General features: G+C 68.3%; 17 protein-coding genes and 1 riboswitch. Of the genes, 8 read left to right on the top strand and 9 right to left on the bottom strand.

Annotated features, from left to right (window positions below):
- Positions 1–53: 53 nt before the first annotated feature.
- From ACFYTQ_RS00720 to ACFYTQ_RS00700, 5 genes are read left to right on the top strand one after another with little or no spacing between them, the layout of a single operon-like run.
- Positions 54–488 carry an OsmC family protein gene (locus ACFYTQ_RS00720; protein WP_387355872.1) on the top strand — a complete coding sequence of 145 codons (435 nt, stop codon included), beginning with the start codon at positions 54–56 and terminating at the stop codon, positions 486–488.
- Complete coding sequence (locus ACFYTQ_RS00715) at positions 488–766, top strand: acylphosphatase (RefSeq protein WP_387355871.1); 279 nt, start codon at positions 488–490, stop codon at positions 764–766. The genes ACFYTQ_RS00720 and ACFYTQ_RS00715 overlap by 1 nt, the downstream gene beginning before the upstream one ends.
- A 24-nt stretch (positions 767–790) precedes the next feature.
- The gene (locus ACFYTQ_RS00710) at positions 791–1,783 is read left to right on the top strand and encodes a hypothetical protein (protein WP_387355870.1); all 993 of its coding nucleotides are present in this window, start codon (positions 791–793) and stop codon (positions 1,781–1,783) included.
- Complete coding sequence (locus ACFYTQ_RS00705; RefSeq protein ID WP_387355869.1) at positions 1,784–2,950, top strand: glutathionylspermidine synthase family protein; 1,167 nt, start codon at positions 1,784–1,786, stop codon at positions 2,948–2,950. It begins immediately after the preceding gene.
- A 39-nt stretch (positions 2,951–2,989) separates the two neighbouring features.
- Positions 2,990–3,442: a DUF350 domain-containing protein gene (locus tag ACFYTQ_RS00700; RefSeq protein ID WP_387355868.1), complete on the top strand. Its 453-nt coding sequence runs from the start codon at positions 2,990–2,992 to the stop codon at positions 3,440–3,442.
- A gap of 10 nt (positions 3,443–3,452) precedes the next feature.
- Here the strand turns inward: ACFYTQ_RS00700 and ACFYTQ_RS00695 are convergent, their stop codons facing one another.
- From ACFYTQ_RS00695 to ACFYTQ_RS00665, 7 genes are all read right to left on the bottom strand, one after another.
- Complete coding sequence (locus tag ACFYTQ_RS00695) at positions 3,453–4,496, bottom strand: PHP domain-containing protein (protein WP_387355867.1); 1,044 nt, start codon at positions 4,494–4,496, stop codon at positions 3,453–3,455.
- Entirely contained in the window at positions 4,496–5,077 is a 582-nt protein-coding gene (locus tag ACFYTQ_RS00690; protein ID WP_387355866.1) for a dihydrofolate reductase family protein, read from the bottom strand. Before ACFYTQ_RS00690 ends, ACFYTQ_RS00695 begins: the two co-directional genes overlap by 1 nt.
- Positions 5,078–5,132: 55 nt before the next feature.
- A complete protein-coding gene (mutM, locus tag ACFYTQ_RS00685) occupies positions 5,133–5,999 on the bottom strand; it encodes a bifunctional DNA-formamidopyrimidine glycosylase/DNA-(apurinic or apyrimidinic site) lyase (protein WP_387355864.1) in 867 nt (288 codons plus the stop codon).
- 1 nt (position 6,000) lies between these two features.
- Positions 6,001–6,738 (bottom strand): ribonuclease III, encoded by a 738-nt coding sequence (gene rnc, locus ACFYTQ_RS00680; protein WP_387355863.1) that lies wholly within the window; start codon positions 6,736–6,738, stop codon positions 6,001–6,003.
- A 23-nt stretch (positions 6,739–6,761) separates the two neighbouring features.
- The gene (rpmF, locus tag ACFYTQ_RS00675) at positions 6,762–6,944 is read right to left on the bottom strand and encodes a 50S ribosomal protein L32 (protein ID WP_387355861.1); all 183 of its coding nucleotides are present in this window, start codon (positions 6,942–6,944) and stop codon (positions 6,762–6,764) included.
- A gap of 2 nt (positions 6,945–6,946) precedes the next feature.
- Complete coding sequence (locus ACFYTQ_RS00670; RefSeq protein ID WP_387355859.1) at positions 6,947–7,552, bottom strand: YceD family protein; 606 nt, start codon at positions 7,550–7,552, stop codon at positions 6,947–6,949.
- Between the two features lie 331 nt (positions 7,553–7,883).
- Positions 7,884–8,630, bottom strand: coding sequence for a DivIVA domain-containing protein (locus ACFYTQ_RS00665; RefSeq protein ID WP_387355858.1), 747 nt, complete (start codon positions 8,628–8,630; stop codon positions 7,884–7,886).
- Positions 8,631–8,806: 176 nt separating this feature from the next.
- Here ACFYTQ_RS00665 and ACFYTQ_RS00660 point away from each other — a divergent pair, with 176 nt between their 5' ends.
- The 3 genes from ACFYTQ_RS00660 (at position 8,807) to coaD (ending at position 11,552) form a co-directional block, all read left to right on the top strand.
- Positions 8,807–9,322 (top strand): GtrA family protein, encoded by a 516-nt coding sequence (locus ACFYTQ_RS00660; protein ID WP_387355857.1) that lies wholly within the window; start codon positions 8,807–8,809, stop codon positions 9,320–9,322.
- Positions 9,323–9,939: 617 nt separating this feature from the next.
- Positions 9,940–10,974 carry a hypothetical protein gene (locus ACFYTQ_RS00655; protein ID WP_387355856.1) on the top strand — a complete coding sequence of 345 codons (1,035 nt, stop codon included), beginning with the start codon at positions 9,940–9,942 and terminating at the stop codon, positions 10,972–10,974.
- A gap of 92 nt (positions 10,975–11,066) precedes the next feature.
- Complete coding sequence (gene coaD / locus ACFYTQ_RS00650) at positions 11,067–11,552, top strand: pantetheine-phosphate adenylyltransferase (protein ID WP_387355854.1); 486 nt, start codon at positions 11,067–11,069, stop codon at positions 11,550–11,552.
- 262 nt (positions 11,553–11,814) lie between these two features.
- Here coaD and rsmD read toward each other — a convergent pair whose 3' ends face one another.
- Entirely contained in the window at positions 11,815–12,372 is a 558-nt protein-coding gene (rsmD, locus tag ACFYTQ_RS00645) for a 16S rRNA (guanine(966)-N(2))-methyltransferase RsmD (RefSeq protein ID WP_387355852.1), read from the bottom strand.
- Positions 12,373–13,068: 696 nt separating this feature from the next.
- Positions 13,069–16,473 (bottom strand): pyruvate carboxylase, encoded by a 3,405-nt coding sequence (locus tag ACFYTQ_RS00640; protein WP_387355850.1) that lies wholly within the window; start codon positions 16,471–16,473, stop codon positions 13,069–13,071.
- Between the two features lie 167 nt (positions 16,474–16,640).
- A riboswitch (cobalamin riboswitch) is annotated at positions 16,641–16,827 on the top strand.
- Positions 16,828–16,842: the final 15 nt, after the last annotated feature.

Here is a 16,842-nt window from a genome sequence, read left to right as displayed (position 1 = left end):
GGCCGCACGGCACTGGTATGCGGGTCGGACGGAACCAATGGCAGGATCGTCGTATGGCAGAAAAGACCGCCACCTCGCCGACCGCCCTGTGGGTGGAGCGCACGGGCACCCGCCGCTACACCGGCCGCAGCTCGCGCGGCGCCGAGGTGCTCATCGGCTCCGAGAGCGTCGAGGGCGTGTTCACCCCCGGCGAGCTGCTCAAGATCGCGCTGGCCGCGTGTTCGGGCATGAGTTCGGACTTCCCGCTGTCGAATCGGCTGGGCGAGAACTACGACGCCACCATCCGCGTCTCGGGCGCCGCCGACCGCGAGAACGAGGTGTACCCGCAGCTGGACGAGGTGTTCGAACTCGATCTGAGCGAGCTCGACGAGGCCGCGCGCGAACGGCTGCTGGTGACCGTGCAGCGCGCCATCGACAAGGTGTGCACCGTGGGCCGGACCCTGAAGGCCGGTACCAAGGTGACGCTGAATTTCGAGATCGACGCGTGATGGCCGATCCGATCCGGTTGAGCGCGTGGGTGCACGGCCAGGTTCAGGGCGTCGGGTTCCGCTGGTGGACCCGATCCCGCGCCCTGGAGCTCGGCCTGGTCGGATCGGCCCGCAACACCGCCGACGGCCGGGTCCACGTGATCGCCGAGGGCCCGCGCGACAAGTGCGAGGCACTGCTGCGACTGTTGCGGTCCGGCAACACGCCTGGCCGAGTCGATCTGGTTGTGGAAGACTGGGGCGCCGCGCAAGGCGGTACCACCGGCTTCGAGGAACGGTAGCGGCGGGGAACAGGGAGTCGATCGTTGGCAACTGACAAGTCCGGCAACCGTCCCGACAACAACCCCGAGCCGAACGACCCGGACCCCGGCTCCTCCACACCCGAAACCCCTTCGGGCGCAACGGCTTCCGAGTCCGGCGCGGCGAAGGACGCCACGGAGTCCACCTCTCGGATCGACCATCCGGAACCCGGCACGCAGGCCGAGGCCGACACCTCGGACGAGTGGTGGCGTACTCCCACGGGACCGGCCACGCCCAGTTCCGGGAACGCGCCCACGATCCGCCTGGGGGACCCGGCGAATCCCATGCCCGGCGCGCCCGATCCGTTCGCGCAGCAGGCCAGTGTGGGGTTGCCCGGCTCCGGCGAATCCGAGCCGTCGGGTCCGCCCCCGGCGACGCCGCCGGACCTGTTGTCCGCCACCGGTTTCGACCAGGGTGAGCAGCCCCGGCGGATGCGCGGCAGTATGCAGCGGCAGGAGCCCGGCGTGACCAAGCCGCGGCCGCCGACGCTCGCCGAGACGCGGGCGCGGGAGAAGGCGCGCAAGCGGGCCGAGGAGGCCGAGCGCGCGGCGGCGGAGGCGCTCGAGGAGAAGCGGCGCAAGCGCAAGCGGATGCTCATCGGCGGCGGCGCGGTCGCGGGTGTGGCGGCGCTGGTCGGCGGCGGGTATCTGGCGTACCGCGCGGCCACCGCCCCGCCGAACGTGACCGCGACCTGCATCACCGAGGACAACGGGCAGCAGACCGTGCAGCCCGACGACGATTGCGTCAAGGCGCAGGCCGCGTACGGCAGCGGTGGCGGATATTACGGCGGCGGACCGTATCTCGGCCCCGGCATCTTCTTCTACAACGGCCACCAGTACCGCTACTACTACGGCGGCCCCACCCAGACCGTCGGCCGCCCACCGGTCGGCGGCAGCACCGTCGAACCCAAAGGCGCGCACGTCACCACCAAGAGCGGGACCGTCGTCCGCGGCGGCCTCGGCACGACGAGCGGCGGTTCCAAGAGCGGAGGATCCTAGATGCGCCGCGTGCGCACCCGCCCCCGGGCGAGCTGGCAGCAGATCATCGCCGATCAGGGCCTGGTGTTCGGCTCGCCCGGCGTCGACACCAACGGACAACCCCGGCCCTACTGGGACGAGTCGGTGTACTACGAGTTCGATCTCGACGAGATCCTCGGCCTCGAGGCTCAGGTCGAGGTGCTGCACTCGATGTGCCTGAAGGCGTGCGAACACGTCGTGCTGACCGAGCGGTTCGCGGAATTCGGTCTGCCCGAATGGAGTTGGGGCCCGATCAAGGAGTCGTGGCAGCGCTCCGATCCCTACGTCTACGGCCGCTTCGACCTGCGCTACGACGGTCGCGGCCCGGCGAAACTGCTGGAGTACAACGCCGACACCCCGACCTCGCTGCTGGAGGCGGCGATCGTGCAGTGGCACTGGCTGACCGACCTGTATTCCGGTGACGACCAATGGAATTCGCTGCACGAGAAGCTCGTCGAACGCTGGGGAGAGGTGCTCGACCAGCTGCCCGGCAACGAACTGCACTTCACCTGGTCCGCGGCCGACGCGTCCGGCGAGGACAACGTCACCACCGCCTACATGCAGGAGACGGCCGCCGAGGCGGGTTTCGACACGATCGCCCTGCCGATCGAACAGGTCGGCTGGGACACCGAATTGGAGCGTTTCGTCGACCTCGCCGACGCACCCATCCGGTCGGTGTTCAAGCTGTACCCGTGGGAGTGGGTGCTCGACGACGACTTCGGCAAGCGGGTGGTCGACTCGCTGCCGAGCACAGTGTGGGTCGAACCGCTGTGGAAGACCATGCTGTCGAACAAGGCGCTGCTGGCGGTGCTGTGGGAGATGTACCCCGGCCATCCGAACCTGTTGCCCGCCTACATCGACGACCCGCACGAGCTCACCGAGTACATCCGCAAACCCAAACTGGGCCGCGAGGGCGCGAACATGACGATCGTCGGCGCGGGCATGGAGACCTCCACCGGCGGCGTGTACGGCGAGGAGGGCTTCGTGTACCAGTTGCTCGATCCGCTGCCCGATTTCGACGGAATGCGCCCGGTCATCGGGGCGTGGATGGTCGGCGACACGTCGGCCGGGATGGGCATCCGGGAGACGCCGGGATTGATCACCGACGACAGTTCGACCTTCGTCCCGCATCGCATACCGACCAAGTAGCATCCGTCTGACTCATCGATCACTCACCGGAGGATCCCCTTGGCCACCACCCTTGCGCTCGAATCGGGGTACTGGAGCACGATCGGCCACGGCGTGGGCGCGATCATCCTGTACGCGGTCGTCGGGCTCGTGCTCATGCTGATCGGATTCTGGGCCATCGACATCACCACCCCGGGCCCGCTGCGGTCGATGGTCTGCGCGGGCAATCCCAACGCCGTCGTCGTCGCGGCCGCGGGCATGGTCAGCATGGCCCTGATCGTGGTGCTGGCCATCTACTCCTCGGCCGGCCGCCTGCTCGAGGGCCTCATCGCCACGGCCGTCTACGGGCTGATCGGCATTGTCGCCCAAGTGATCTCGGTCCGGATCCTGGAACGCGTCGTCGGCCTCGACATCGGCGGCCTCCTGAAGGCCCCCACCTACGCCGTCCAGTCCCTCCTCGTCGCCGCCGCCCACCTGGGCATCGGGATCGTGGTCGCCTTCGCGATCCTCTGACGGGTCCGCCCTACCGCCCCGTGAACGCCAGCAACTCCTCGACACCCCACGTATTGACGACCCGTTCCGCCGGAACCTCGTTCGCCTGGGCGCGCTCGCAGCCGTACCACTGCCAGTCCAGTTGGCCGGGCGCGTGGGCGTCGGTGTCGATCGAGAAGTAGCACCCCATCTCGAGCGCGAGCCGCATCAACCGGCCAGGCGGGTCGCGGCGCTCGGGGCGGCTGTTGATCTCGACGGCGGTCCCGTACCGGCGGCACGCCTCGAACACCACCTCGGCGTCGAACTGCGACTCCGGCCGCGTCCCCCGGCCGCCGGTGACCAATCGGCCCGTGCAGTGGCCCAGCACGTCGACGAGCGGATTCGCGACGGCGTAGACCATCCGCTTGGTCATCGTCTCGCTGTCGTCGCGCAGATGCGAATGCACGCTCGCCACAACGATATCCAGCCGTTCGAGCAGTTCGCGTTCCTGATCCAGACCGCCGTCGTCGAGGATGTCGACCTCGATGCCGGTGAGGATCCGGAACGGCGCGAGCTCGGCGTTGAGTTCGGCCACCACGTCGAGCTGACGGCGCAACCGCTCCGGCGAGAGCCCCCGCGCGATCGTCAACCGCGGCGAATGATCGGTCAGCGCACAGTATTCGTGGCCGAGCGCCATCGCCGTGCGCATCATCTCCTCGATCGGACTGCCCCCGTCCGACCAATCCGAGTGCGTGTGCAGGTCCCCCCGCAGCCGCTTGCGCAACTCGGCCCCCGTCGGCGCGATAACCGTTGCGCCGGAACGCAATTCGGCCAGCCGATCGGGCACCTCCCCCGCGACGGCCTGCGCGATGACCGCCGCGGTCTTGGGCCCGATCCCGGCCAGCTCCTGCCAGTTCCCGTCCCGCCGATACCGATCGAAGTCGACCTCCGACAGCGCGGCCACGGTATCGGCCGCCCGCCGGTAGGCCCGCACCCGCGGCGTCTCCGCGCGGGCGCGTTCCATCCAGAACGCGATCTCCCGGAGGGAGGCCAGCGCGGCCTGCCTCGGATCGGCTCCCGAAACGTCCTGGGACACTAGCGAATCCGGCTGTACTTCACGAAAGCGACTCCGTCCTCGAACACGCGACTGGTCAGCACGCGAAACCTGGTGGGCTCCGGCAGTTTCGGGCCCGCACCGAACAACGCCCGGCCGTGACCCAGCACGATCGGATACAGCTTCAGGAACACCTGATCGATCTCGGGCAGCAGCACCTGGGCGAGTTCCCCGCCGCCGCACAGCCAGATCCCGAGTCCCTTCTCCCGCTTCAGTTCTCGCACCCGGTCCAGCGGATCCGACGCGATCAACTCGACGTCCGGATCGGGGCTCTCGGGCAGTGTCGTGGACACCACGAGCTGCCGCAGATGCGAGTACGGGCTCGACGTCCCGGTCCGGACACCGAAGTCGTGGGTCTTGCGGCCCATCAGCACGGTGTCGAAGGTGCTGCCGGGCTTGTCCACTCCCAGCGACTCCCGCACCTTCGTGGGCAGGGTCTCCGGGTACAGCGCGGTGATCGCGGGACCGTGATCACCCCCGACCGGGAAGAAGTCGACCGAACCGTCCTCGGTGGCGATGAAGCCATCGATCGTCGAGGCGACGTAGTAGGTCAGCTTGCGCATCCGTCCTCCCTTTCACGGTCCGCACGTCGCGGCCCGCAAAGAAAACGGTAGCGCTTCAGTTGCGCCCCGCGCGGGGCTTCGTCTGGCAGCGCGGGCAGGAGAACGACGAACGATTCATGAATTTCTCCCGACGGATCGGCGCACCGCAGCGTCGGCAGGGTTCGTCCTCGCGGCCGTAGGCGGCCAGGGAGCGTTCGAAGTAGCCGGACTGGCCGTTCACATTCACATACAGCGCGTCGAAGGAGGTGCCGCCCGCGAGCAGCGCCTCGCCCATGACGGTGCGCACCTCGGTCAGCAGTCCGCGCAGCGCGGGGCGGGTGAGCTTGGCGGCGATGCGCTCGCCGTGGATTCCGGCCCGCCACAACGCCTCGTCGGCGTAGATGTTGCCGATGCCCGAGACGACGGTCTGGTCGAGCAGCACCCGTTTGATCTCGGAGTGCTTGGCCCGCATGCGCTCGACCACGGCCTCGGGATCGAAGCGCGGATCGATCGGGTCGCGGGCGATGTGCGCGACCGATTCGGGCACGCGGGTGCCGTCGACCTCGACGATGTCGTTGAGCGCCCAGCCGCCGAAGGTGCGCTGATCGACGAAGCGGACCTGCGCGCCGCTGTCGAGCATCGCGACGATGTGCGCGTGCTTCTCGAGCGGCGCGTCCGCGGGCTGGACGAGCATCTGGCCGCTCATGCCCAGATGCACGACGAGCGCGGTGTCCGGGTCGTCGAAGGTCAGCCACAGGAATTTGCCGCGGCGCTGGGCGGATTCGACGCGCAGCCCCGCCAGCCGCCCCGCGAGATCGTCGCCGCCCATGAGGTGGCGACGCACGGAACGGGGGTGTTTGACGGCGACGGATTCGACGACGCGGCCGACCACGTGTTCGGCCAGACCGCGGCGGACGACCTCGACCTCGGGGAGTTCGGGCATCTCAGCTTCCGGAGTTCAGCGCCTGCCAGGCGGCGCCCGCGGCCTTCTGCTCCGCTTCCTTCTTCGATCGGCCGATGCCCTTGCCGTACGCCTGACCGCCGATCACCGCCGTGGCGGTGAACTCCTTGTCGTGATCGGGCCCGGTCGAGGTGATCTCGTAACTGGGCACGCCGATCCCGCGTTCGGCGGTGAGCTCCTGGAGGCTGGTCTTCCAATCGAGTCCGGCGCCCATGCGCGGACCGCGTTCGAGCAAATCCGCGAACAGCCGCAGCACCACGCTGCGCGCGACCTCGATGCCGTGCTGCAAGTGCACCGCACCGAGCAGCGATTCCATGCCGTCGGCGAGGATGCTCGGCTTGTCGCGACCGCCGGTCAGCTCCTCGCCCTTGCCCAGCAGCAGGTGCCGACCCAGCCCGCCCTCGCCGAGACCGCGGGCGACCTCGGCCAGGGCGTGCATGTTCACGACGCTGGCGCGCAGCTTGGCCAGCTCGCCCTCGGACTTGGCCGGATGCTCGAGATACAGCCGCTCGGTGATGCTCAAACCGAGCACCGAGTCACCCAGGAACTCCAGCCGCTCGTTGGTCGGCAGGCCGCCGTTCTCGTAGGCGTAGGACCGATGGGTGAGCGCGAGCCGCAGCAGATCCGGACGCACGTCGACACCGAGGGCTTCGAGCAGCGGGGTGTGGTCGGCGGTCTCGCCCACGGCCGGTGCGTCCGCGGAATCCTTGCTTGCGGTCACGATCGGGCTACCGGATGGCGCGCTCAGATGGCCGAGGCGACCTGACGGCCCTTGTAGGTGCCGCAGTTCGGGCAGGCGATGTGGGGCAGGGTCTTCTGACCGCAGGCCCGGTTGGGGCAGGTGACCAGGGTGGGCGCGGTGGCCTTCCACTGGCTGCGCCGCGAACGGGTGTTGGAGCGGGACATCCGGCGCTTCGGAACGGCCACGACTAATTCTCCTCTGGTGATCGGTTCAGGTCTGACGCTGTGGGATCGGCCGCGAATTTCGCAAGCCCCGCCCAGCGAGGGTCCAGTATCTCATGCGAGTGATCGGAACCCGCAATCGCCATCCGCACACCGCATTCGGGGCACAGTCCCGCGCAGTCCGGCTCGCACAGCGGCTGCAACGGCAACTCGATCCCGACGGCGTCGACGATCACCGGTTCCAGGTCGATCTTGTCATCGACCAGCCGATAGACCTCGTCCTCCTCGGTGGTCTGCTCGGTCGCCGAATCCGGATACGCGAACAACTCCGTGAGATGCAACTCGATCTCATCGGAGAACGCCTCCAGACACCGCGAACACTCCCCCTCCACCGGCGCGGTCACGGTCCCGGTAACGAGCACCCCCTCCGAAACCGCCTGCAAGACCAGATCCATCTCGATCTCACCCCCCGCCGGAATCCCCACCAGATCCAACCCGATCTTCTCCGGCGCGACCACCCCCCGCCGCACCTCCCGCAGAGACCCAGGCGCCCGCCCCAACCTCCGCGTATCCAGCACAAATCCCGCATCCGTCGATCGACGACGCTGACCGGACCCGGCATCGGAAGACATCACAACTCACTCGTGTAGGTGTGGAATGGGCAACCACTCCACAATACGCGACGCCCTGGTGACCCCCAAAACCTGCTCCTGGGGTTCCTACCTCCAAGTGGTGTACGAACACAGCCGCACCCCTTGTTCGGATCCGCACCCTTTGCAGGGCTCTGGAGGGGGTGCGGATTCGAATAAAGGGTGCGGCTGCGCTGCCTCGATCCTTGGAGCGTGGGCCACTGAAGGCTGGCTTCCAAGGGGTGCTTCTAGCAGCGCTTCGTTTCCGAGCAGGTGCCCTAGCGGGCGGATTCGGGTTGGCGAGCGGTGCTAGCTCTTTCGAGTCGAGCGGAACTCAGCGACGGAAGTCGGCCGCGTAATCCGGGATCCCCAACCCGCTACGCAACTGCTGCCGTCCCCGGCCGACGGTCCGGAGCGTGTTGTGCAACGTGTCCTCGAAATCGGCGAGCGTCGAGTCCACGTACTGATCGCACTCCTCGCGCAGTCGGTCCGCCTCCGCGTGCGCCGCGTCGATCAACCGGGCCGACTCCGCGTGCGCCGCCCGGACCACCTCGGTCTGCGCGACGAGCCGGTCCTGCTCGGCCTGTCCCTCGGCCACCGAACGGTCGTAGGACGCCTGCCCGGCGGCGATCATGCGATCGGACTCGGACCGTGCTCGTCCCGTAACGGCCTCGTACTCGGCCTTCCCATCGGCCACGATCCGGTCCGATTCGGCCTGCGCGGTGCTCACCAGATGATCGGCGTGGGCCCGGGCCTCGGCGACCATCCGGTCCGCGTGGGCCTTGGCGTCGGCCAGGATCCGGTCGGCCTCCTCGCGGGCGGCCGTAACCGTCTGGTGCGCTTGCTCATTGGCGTCCGTGACGGTGTTCTCGGCGCTGGACCGCGCGTCGTCGACGATCTTGTCGCGATGGTCGAGCACATCCTGGGCGTCGTCGAGTTCGCCGGGCAGCGCCTCGCGCACGTCGTCGAGCAGTTCGAGCACGTCACCGCGGGGGATTATGCAGTTGCGAGTCGGCGGGATGCCCCGCGCCTCTTCCACGATCGCGACCAGCTCGTCGAGTGCCTCGAATACGCGGTACATCAGACCCCACTCTCCTGCCGAACTCTCTCTCGGCCCAGTGTGCCTCTCGTCACGATCATCTGCCCAGTTCACTCCCGGTGTGTCGCTGAGTGTTTCCAACGCCACAGAAAACATCTGGAGGGATGCTCTCCGTTTGGTGTAACTTCTTACCGAGCGGTAGACGTAGTTCGATCGGAATGACAATGGCTGTCCTGTATCCGGGTCCGCCGGGCATGTGGGTTCTCCCCCAGTCCGGTTCGGACGACCCCGCATATCCGGATGTCGTGGCGCCGCGCGTGTCGCCCGCCCGACTGGTCACCTTCCTGCGCGCGGACCACTGGTTCCCGCAGCTGATTCGCTTCGCCCTCGTCGGCGGCCTCAGCAATATCGGCTACTTCCTGCTGTTCCTGGTCTGCTACTCCGGCGGCCCGCAACTGGCCAACCTCACGGGCTCGGTGGTGAGCACCGCCCTGGCGAACGAGCTCCACCGCCGCCTCACCTTCCACGCCTCCGACCGAGTCAATTGGCTGACAGCCCAATTGGAAGGCGGCGGCCTCGCCCTCGCCGGCCTCGCCATCACCTCCGCGGCCCTCGCCATCCTCGACGTAGCCGCCCCCACTCTGAACAACATCACCGAGGCCATCGCCGTCATAGCCATCACCGCGGCCGTAGGCACCCTCCGCTTCCTCACCCTCCGCCTCTGGGTCTTCTGACCCCACGCTCATAGGCCCCTCGGCCCAACCACACTGGCCCCTCGACCCCGCCCACCAGTCTCTCGGCCCAGCCCCAGCCGCTCGGCCAGCCTCCAGTCCCTCGGCCCAGCCTTCCCTAGTCCCTCGGCCAGGCCCCCGGTGCTGAGCACGAAGAACACGGCGGCCACGAGCGCGAAATACACCAGCGCGCCACCGGCCCCTCGACACCGCCCACCGGTCCCTCATCCCCGCCACACCCGCCTTCCGACACAGCCACCCCGGCCTTCAAAACCGACCGCTCCCCAAGGTTTCGGCAACCCCAGCCGCACCCCTTATTCGAATCCGCACCCCTTCCAAGACCCGGAAACGGGTGCGGATCCGAATAAGGGGTGCGGCTGTGAGCTGGTCGAATAAAGATGGAACCGCAGTGGAATACCCGGCGTCCTATGGAGGCAAACCAATTGCTTCCGAACGGATGTGGAGGTCGCAGTGAAACGTTGCAAGGGATGTCGCACGTCGTGGCGCAACGCCACCAAATCTTCCACCTCGCGGGACCGCCCGGTGCTGCGCGTGCACCGCTGCACGGGCCGGGCCGCTCCCCCGCGACGACCACGCCCCAACCCCGACACCGAGCCCCAATGACGAACCCCGAACCCCCACTCGGCCAAGACCTTTGGCCCGAGACCCGAACGGGTGCGGGCGCCGAGGTCCGCCGCCGCCGGGAGGTGGTGGCGGACGGCGTCACCGACGACCAGATCCGCCGGTTGTGCACCGGCGGCTCCTGGCGACGGGTGCGCCGCGGAACCTACGCCGACGAAACCGCTTTCGCCCATCTCGACGCGACGGCCCGCCACCGCACCCTCATCGCTGCGGCCCTGCCCGACCTCACCGACGAGGCCGTGCTGAGTCACCAATCGGCCGCGGTGGTCTACGGCGCGCCGGTCTGGGGCGCGCTGCTCGACCGCGTCTGCGTCACCCGCAACAGGCGCAACGGCGGCCGCATCAAACCGCATCTGAAGGTCCACTGCGCACCGCTCGGCGGCGTGGCCGAGCTGCACGGGATGCTGCTGACGACCCCCGCCCGGACCGTCGTCGACGTGGCCCGAACCGTCCCGTTCGAGGCAGCGGTGGTGATCGCGGACGCCCTCGCTCGCGAATTCGGTATCACCCCAACGGATTTGGCGATCGAACTGGAGGCCGCCCGATATCGGCGGGGCGTGGGACTGGCCCGGCGCGTGGCCGCGTTCCTGGATCCGCACAGCGAGAGCGTCGGCGAGTCGCGCAGCCGGGTCATGCTGCGGCGGCTCGGCTTCCCGGCGCCGTCGACCCAGGGCGAGGTCTACTCGGAGGAGGGTCGGCTCCTGGGCCGGGTCGACTTCTACTACGACGGCACCGGGGTGGTCGGCGAATTCGACGGACGGGTCAAGTACGGGCGGCTGCTGCGTCCCGATCAGGATCCCGGGGACGCGGTCTTCGTCGAGAAGAAGCGCGAAGACGCGTTGCGCGCCAACGGATATCGCGTCGTGCGGTGGACCTGGGACGAGCTCCCGACCGGCGAGGTCGCGCCCCGGCTCCATCGCGCGTTGGCCCGTGCGCACGGCGATGGTCCGGAGGGTTTCGTCCTACAGGCGGATCTCCCTGAGCCGAGGCGGCTGACCATTCGCCCGTTCTGACCGATTCGTGCCCTCCCCGGACCGTCCGGGGAGGGCACGAATCACTCGATCCCCTGCAGACATCCGGCCTCGGGGACTGTTAGCGTTCGAACATGGCTGGAGTACTCTGCCCCGGATCGTTCGATCCGGTGACCAACGGGCATCTCGACGTGATCAGGCGCGCCGCCGCGCAGTTCGACGAGGTCGTGGTCACGGTGATGATCAACAAGAGCAAGCAGGGCATGTTCTCCATCGACGAACGCATGGAGATGATCCGCGAGGCGACCACCGACCTCCCCAACATCCGCGTCGAATCCTGGCACGGCCTACTGGTCGATTTCGCCCGCGACCAGGGCATCACCGCCATCGTCAAGGGCCTCCGCGACGCCACCGACTTCGGCTACGAACTCCAAATGGCCCAGATGAACAAGAAACTCTCCGGCGTGGACACCTACTTCCTGGGCCCCAACCCCGCCTACAGCTACCTCTCCAGCTCCCTCATCAAAGAGGTGGCCACCTACGGCGGCGACGTCACGGACATGCTTCCCCCGACCGTCCACAAACGCCTGCTCACCCGTTTGGCCGAACGCCGAAGCTAACCTCATTCGACGCAGCCGCACTGCTTTGCGTGCGGCTGCCCAAGGGACGGCCACCCGGCCGCAGCGACTGGACGCACAGCCCCCAAGGTGCGGCCACCCAGGAACGGCACCACACCGCCTCGGACGAACAACTGCCCCAGGTACGCCACCCAGAGGCACGGCAGCCCAGCCGCACCCTTTATTTGGATCCGCACCCTTTGTAGAGCCCTGCAACGGGTGCGGATTCGAATAAGGGGTGCGGCTGGGTTCGTGCGCCTGGGGGTTAGTGGGGGTAGGTGGCTAGGTCCAGGCGGGTTTCGCCGTAGGTGCGGGGTTTGAGGGGGGTGTAGGGGGTGGGCCAGGGGGTTGGGGGGGTGCGGGTGGAGCGTTCGATGATTATGAGGGCGTCTGCTTGGAGCCAGTTGTTGGTGGTGAGGGCCTGGAGGTCGGCGGTGATCAGGGGGGTTTCGAGGGCGTAGGGGGGGTCGGAGAAGATTAGGACGTAGGGGGTTTCGGGTGGGGTGGCGAGGGTGGAAGTGACTGTGGCGGGGCGTAGTTCGGCGCCGGGGAGGGCCAGGGCGGTGATGTTGGCGCGGATGGTGGCGGCGGCCTTGCGGTCGGATTCGACGAGGAGGGCGTGGGCGGCGCCTCGGGAGAGGGCCTCCAGGCCGAGGGCGCCGGAGCCGGCGTAGAGGTCGAGGACTCGGAGGCCGTCGAAATCCATTCGAGCGGCTATGAGGTTGAAGAGGGCCTCGCGGACTCGGTCGGAGGTGGGGCGCGTTCCGGCGGGGGGTACGCGCAGCCGTCGTCCGCCCGCGATTCCGGACACGATCCGTGTCAAACCAGTACCTTCCTCTCGAGTCCGGTCGAATTTACAGTTCGCGGTTCGCGGGAGGTCGATCGAGGCGTCAGCTTCCTTGCCCTTCGCTTCGCTCAGGGACAGGAAGGGAACGCTCGGGGACAGGAGCGGGGACGCTCAAGGACAAGGGCCAGGCGCCTAGGGGCAAGAGGGGGACGCCCAGGGACAGGAGCGGGGACGCCCACGGACAAGAGCGGGGACGCCCACGGACAAGAGCCGGGACGCCCACGGACAAGAGCCGGGACGCCCACGGACAAGAGCCGGGACGCCCACGGACAAGAGCCGGGACGCCCACGACAGGAGTCGGGCACGCCCACGGACAAGAGCGCGGACGCCTACGAACACGAGCCGGGCACGGCCCATGGACAAGAGCGCGAACGCCCACGAACACGAGCGGGCACGGCCCAAGGACAAGAGCGCGAACGCCCACGAACACGAGCCGGGCACGCCCAGGAACAAGAGCCGGGACGCCCAGGGGACCGGTGAGGGGCGGCTCAGAGAACCGGCGAGAGCTCAGAACCGACGGCCCAGGGACAGGAGAGGAGACTCAGGGACCAGCGACGGACGGCTCAGAGAACCGGCGAAACCTCAGGACCGAGGGCTAATCAAACCCTCGGAACCCCACGAGAACTCGAGGACCGACGCGAATTCGAAGACCGGCCCCCGAAAACCCCAACCTCAATCAGCCGCAGCCTCATTCGGCCGAACATCCAACAACAAATCCCCACCCTCCACCTGCTGCACCTTCGCGATCGCGATCCGCCGCACCACCCCACCTCGCGGCGCGGTGATCGCCGCCTCCATCTTCATCGCCTCGATGGTCCCGATCGTGTCCCCGGCGGAGATCGAATCCCCTTCCGAGACCACGAGCGTGACCACTCCGGCGAACGGCGCCGCGATGTGGCCGGGGTTGGCGCGGTCGGCCTTTTCCGCGGCGGGGATCTCGGTCGCGACGGAGCGGTCCCGTACCGTGACCGGACGCAACTGGCCGTTGAGGATGCACATCACCGTACGCATCCCGCGCTCGTCCGGTTCGGAGATGGCTTCCAATCCGATCAGCAGCGTGACGCCCTTCTCCAGGTGGACGTGGTGTTCCTCGCCGCGCCGCAGCCCGTAGAAGAACTGGTTCGCCGACAACCCGGACGTGTCGCCGAACTTCTCACTGTGCGCGAGGAATTCGGCGGTCGGTCCCGGAAACAGCAAGCGGTTCAATGTCTCTCGCCGCTGTTGGGAGGTTCCGTTCAGCGCCGCCTCGTCGGCGGGCGTGAGCGGCGTCTCCGGCTTGGCCGGGCCCCGACCGGCCAGCGCGCGGGTGCGGAAGGGCTCCGGCCAGCCACCCGCGGGCGTGCCGAGTTCGCCACGCAGGAAGCCGATCACCGAATCGGGGATGTCGTAGCGGCCCGGATCCTTCGCGAAGTCCTCGACGTCGATACCGGAACCGACCAGTGACAACGCCAGATCCCCGACCACCTTCGACGACGGCGTCACCTTCACCAACCGCCCCAGCAACCGGTCCGCCGCGGCGTATTTCGCCTCGACCTCCTCGAACCGGTCCCCGAGCCCCAGCGCGATCGCCTGCTGCCGCAGATTCGACAGCTGCCCACCGGGAATCTCGTGCTCGTAGACGCGCCCCGTCGGCCCGGGCAGCCCGGATTCGAAGGGGGCGTACACCTTTCGCAACGCCTCCCAGTACGGTTCCAGATCGCACACGTTTCGCAGGTTCAGCCCGGTGTCGAACTCCGAATTCGCCGCCGCCGCAACGATTGCCGACAACGCGGGCTGACTCGTGCTGCCGGCCATCGGCGCGCTCGCCCCGTCGACCGCGTTCGCCCCGGCCTGCCAGGCCGCCAGATACGTGGCCAACTGCCCACCGGGCGTGTCGTGAGTGTGCACGTGCACCGGCAGGTCGAACTCCCGCCGCAGCGCGCCGACCAGCGTGCTCGCCGCCGGGGCCCGCAGCAGACCGGCCATGTCCTTGATGGCGATGATGTGCGCCCCGGCCTCCACGATCTGCTCGGCCAGCTTCAGATAGTAGTCGAGGGTGTAGAGATCCTCGTCCGGATTCGACAGGTCCCCGGTGTAGCTCATCGCGACTTCCGCTATGGCCGTGCCGGTTTCGCGCACCGCGTCGATCGCGGGCCGCATCTGATCGACATTGTTGAGCGCGTCGAAGATTCGGAAGATATCGATCCCGGTCGCGGTCGCCTCGGACACGAACGCCCGGGTGACCTTCTCCGGATACGGCGTGTACCCCACCGTGTTCCGGCCGCGCAGCAGCATCTGCAGGCAGATGTTCGGGATAGCCTCCCGCAACGCCGCCAGCCGCTCCCACGGATCCTCGTGCAGAAACCGAAGCGCCACATCGTAAGTCGCGCCGCCCCAGCACTCGATCGACAGCAGCTCCGGCGTCATGCGCGCCACATGATCGGCCACCTGCAACAGGCTGTTGGTCCGCACCCGCGTCGCCAGCAGCGATTGATGCGCGTCGCGGAAGGTGGTGTCGGTGACCCCGACGCCCCGCTGATCGCGCAGATCCCGCGCGAACGCGTCGGGCCCCAAGCGCAGCAGCCGCTGCCGCGAACCGTCCGGCGGCGGCGTCGACAGGTCGATGGCGGGCAGCTTGTCGTGCGGATACACCGCCGTCGGCCGCTCCCCGTGCGGCTTGTTCACCGTGACATCGGCCAGATACCGCAGGATGCGGGTGCCGCGGTCGGCGGAGGTCCGCTGATTCAGCAGGTACGGCCGCTCGTCGATGAACGACGTCGTCACCCGCCCCGCCCGGAAGTCCGGATCGTCCAGAACCGCCTGCAGGAAGGGGATGTTCGTGGCCACGCCGCGAATCCTGAACTCCGCCACGGCCCGTCGCGCCCGCGCCACGGCCTGCTCGAAATTCCTTCCGCGACAGGTGAGTTTGACGAGCATGGAGTCGAAATACGCCCCGACCTCGGCCCCGAGGTTCGCGCCGCCGTCGAGCCGGATCCCGCCGCCGCCCGGGCTGCGGTAAGCGGTGATCCGCCCGGTGTCGGGCCGGAAGCCGTTGGCGGGATCCTCGGTGGTGATCCGGCATTGCAGGGCCGCACCGCGAATCGCGACGGCGTCCTGGCTCAATCCCAGGTCGGCGAGGGTTTCACCGGCCGCGATCCGCAACTGCGCGGCCACCAGATCGACATCGGTGATCTCCTCGGTGACCGTGTGCTCGACCTGGATGCGCGGGTTCATCTCGATGAAGACGTGGTTGCCGCTCTCGTCGAGCAGGAACTCCACGGTGCCCGCGCAGCTGTAACCGATCTCCCGCGCGAAGGCCACCGCGTCGGCGCAGATCCGTTGCCGCAGTTCGGGATCCAGGTTCGGCGCGGGCGCGAGCTCGATCACCTTCTGATGCCGCCGCTGCAACGAACAGTCGCGCTCGAACAGATGCATGACATCGCCGTGCTGGTCGGCGAGGATCTGCACCTCGATGTGGCGGGGGTTGACCACCGCCTGCTCCAGGAACACCGTCGGATCGCCGAACGCCGACTCGGCCTCGCGCATGGCGGCCTCGATGGAATCGCGCAGCTGCCCCGCCTCGGCCACGCGCCGCATCCCGCGCCCACCGCCGCCCGCGACGGCCTTGACGAAGATCGGGTACCGCATGGACGTCGCCGCGCCGAGCAGTTCCTCGACATCGGCCGAGGGCGCGCTGGAATCGAGGACGGGCAGTCCGGCGGCCCGCGCGGCGGCGATGGCCCGCGCCTTGTTGCCGGTCAGTTCGAGCACTTCGGCGGACGGCCCGATGAACGTGATGCCCTCGCGGGCGCAGGCCGCGGCGAGGTCCGGGTTCTCCGACAGGAAACCGTAACCGGGGTAGATCGCGTCGGCCCCGGCGGTCTCGGCGGCCTTGATGATCTCCTCGACCGACAGGTACGCGCGCACGGGATGGCCGGCCGTGCCGATCTGGTAGGACTCGTCCGCCTTGAGCCGGTGCAGCGAATTACGGTCCTCGTACGGGAAAACCGCCACTGTTCCGATGCCGAGTTCGTAGGCGGCACGGAAGGCCCGGATGGCGATTTCACCGCGATTGGCGACCAGCACTTTGGAGAACATTATATTAAGGTACCTGCCTCGCGACCTGGGCCGGACGTCGATGACGCCTTCGCACCGATCCTCACAGGGGTAGCCCCGACTTCTGCGAAGTTGTGTCAACGGCTCCGTAGCTTATGCTCGAGGACGCAGCTGGTTCACCGCGCCGACGAGTTGGAGCCCCGAGCGTCGGAGTGCGGTGTCGAGCCGGTCCCCGGACCGGCGAGAGGGAACCCGGTGGGAATCCGGGACTGTCCCGCAGCGGTGAGTGGGAACGACCGCCGTCACACGCACTGGGTTCGACCTGGGAAGCGACGGCCAGTAGGAACGAAGACGCGCCCGCGAGTCCGAAGACCTGCCGACTGTGCCGGGTACGCCGTACCCGGCGGCCAC

It is taken from the genome of Nocardia sp. NPDC004068 (genome assembly GCF_042874315.1).
Taxonomy (GTDB): Bacteria; Actinomycetota; Actinomycetes; order Mycobacteriales; family Mycobacteriaceae; genus Nocardia.
Note: the sequence above shows the minus strand (reverse complement) of the source record. Positions and strands in the feature narration are given on the sequence as shown.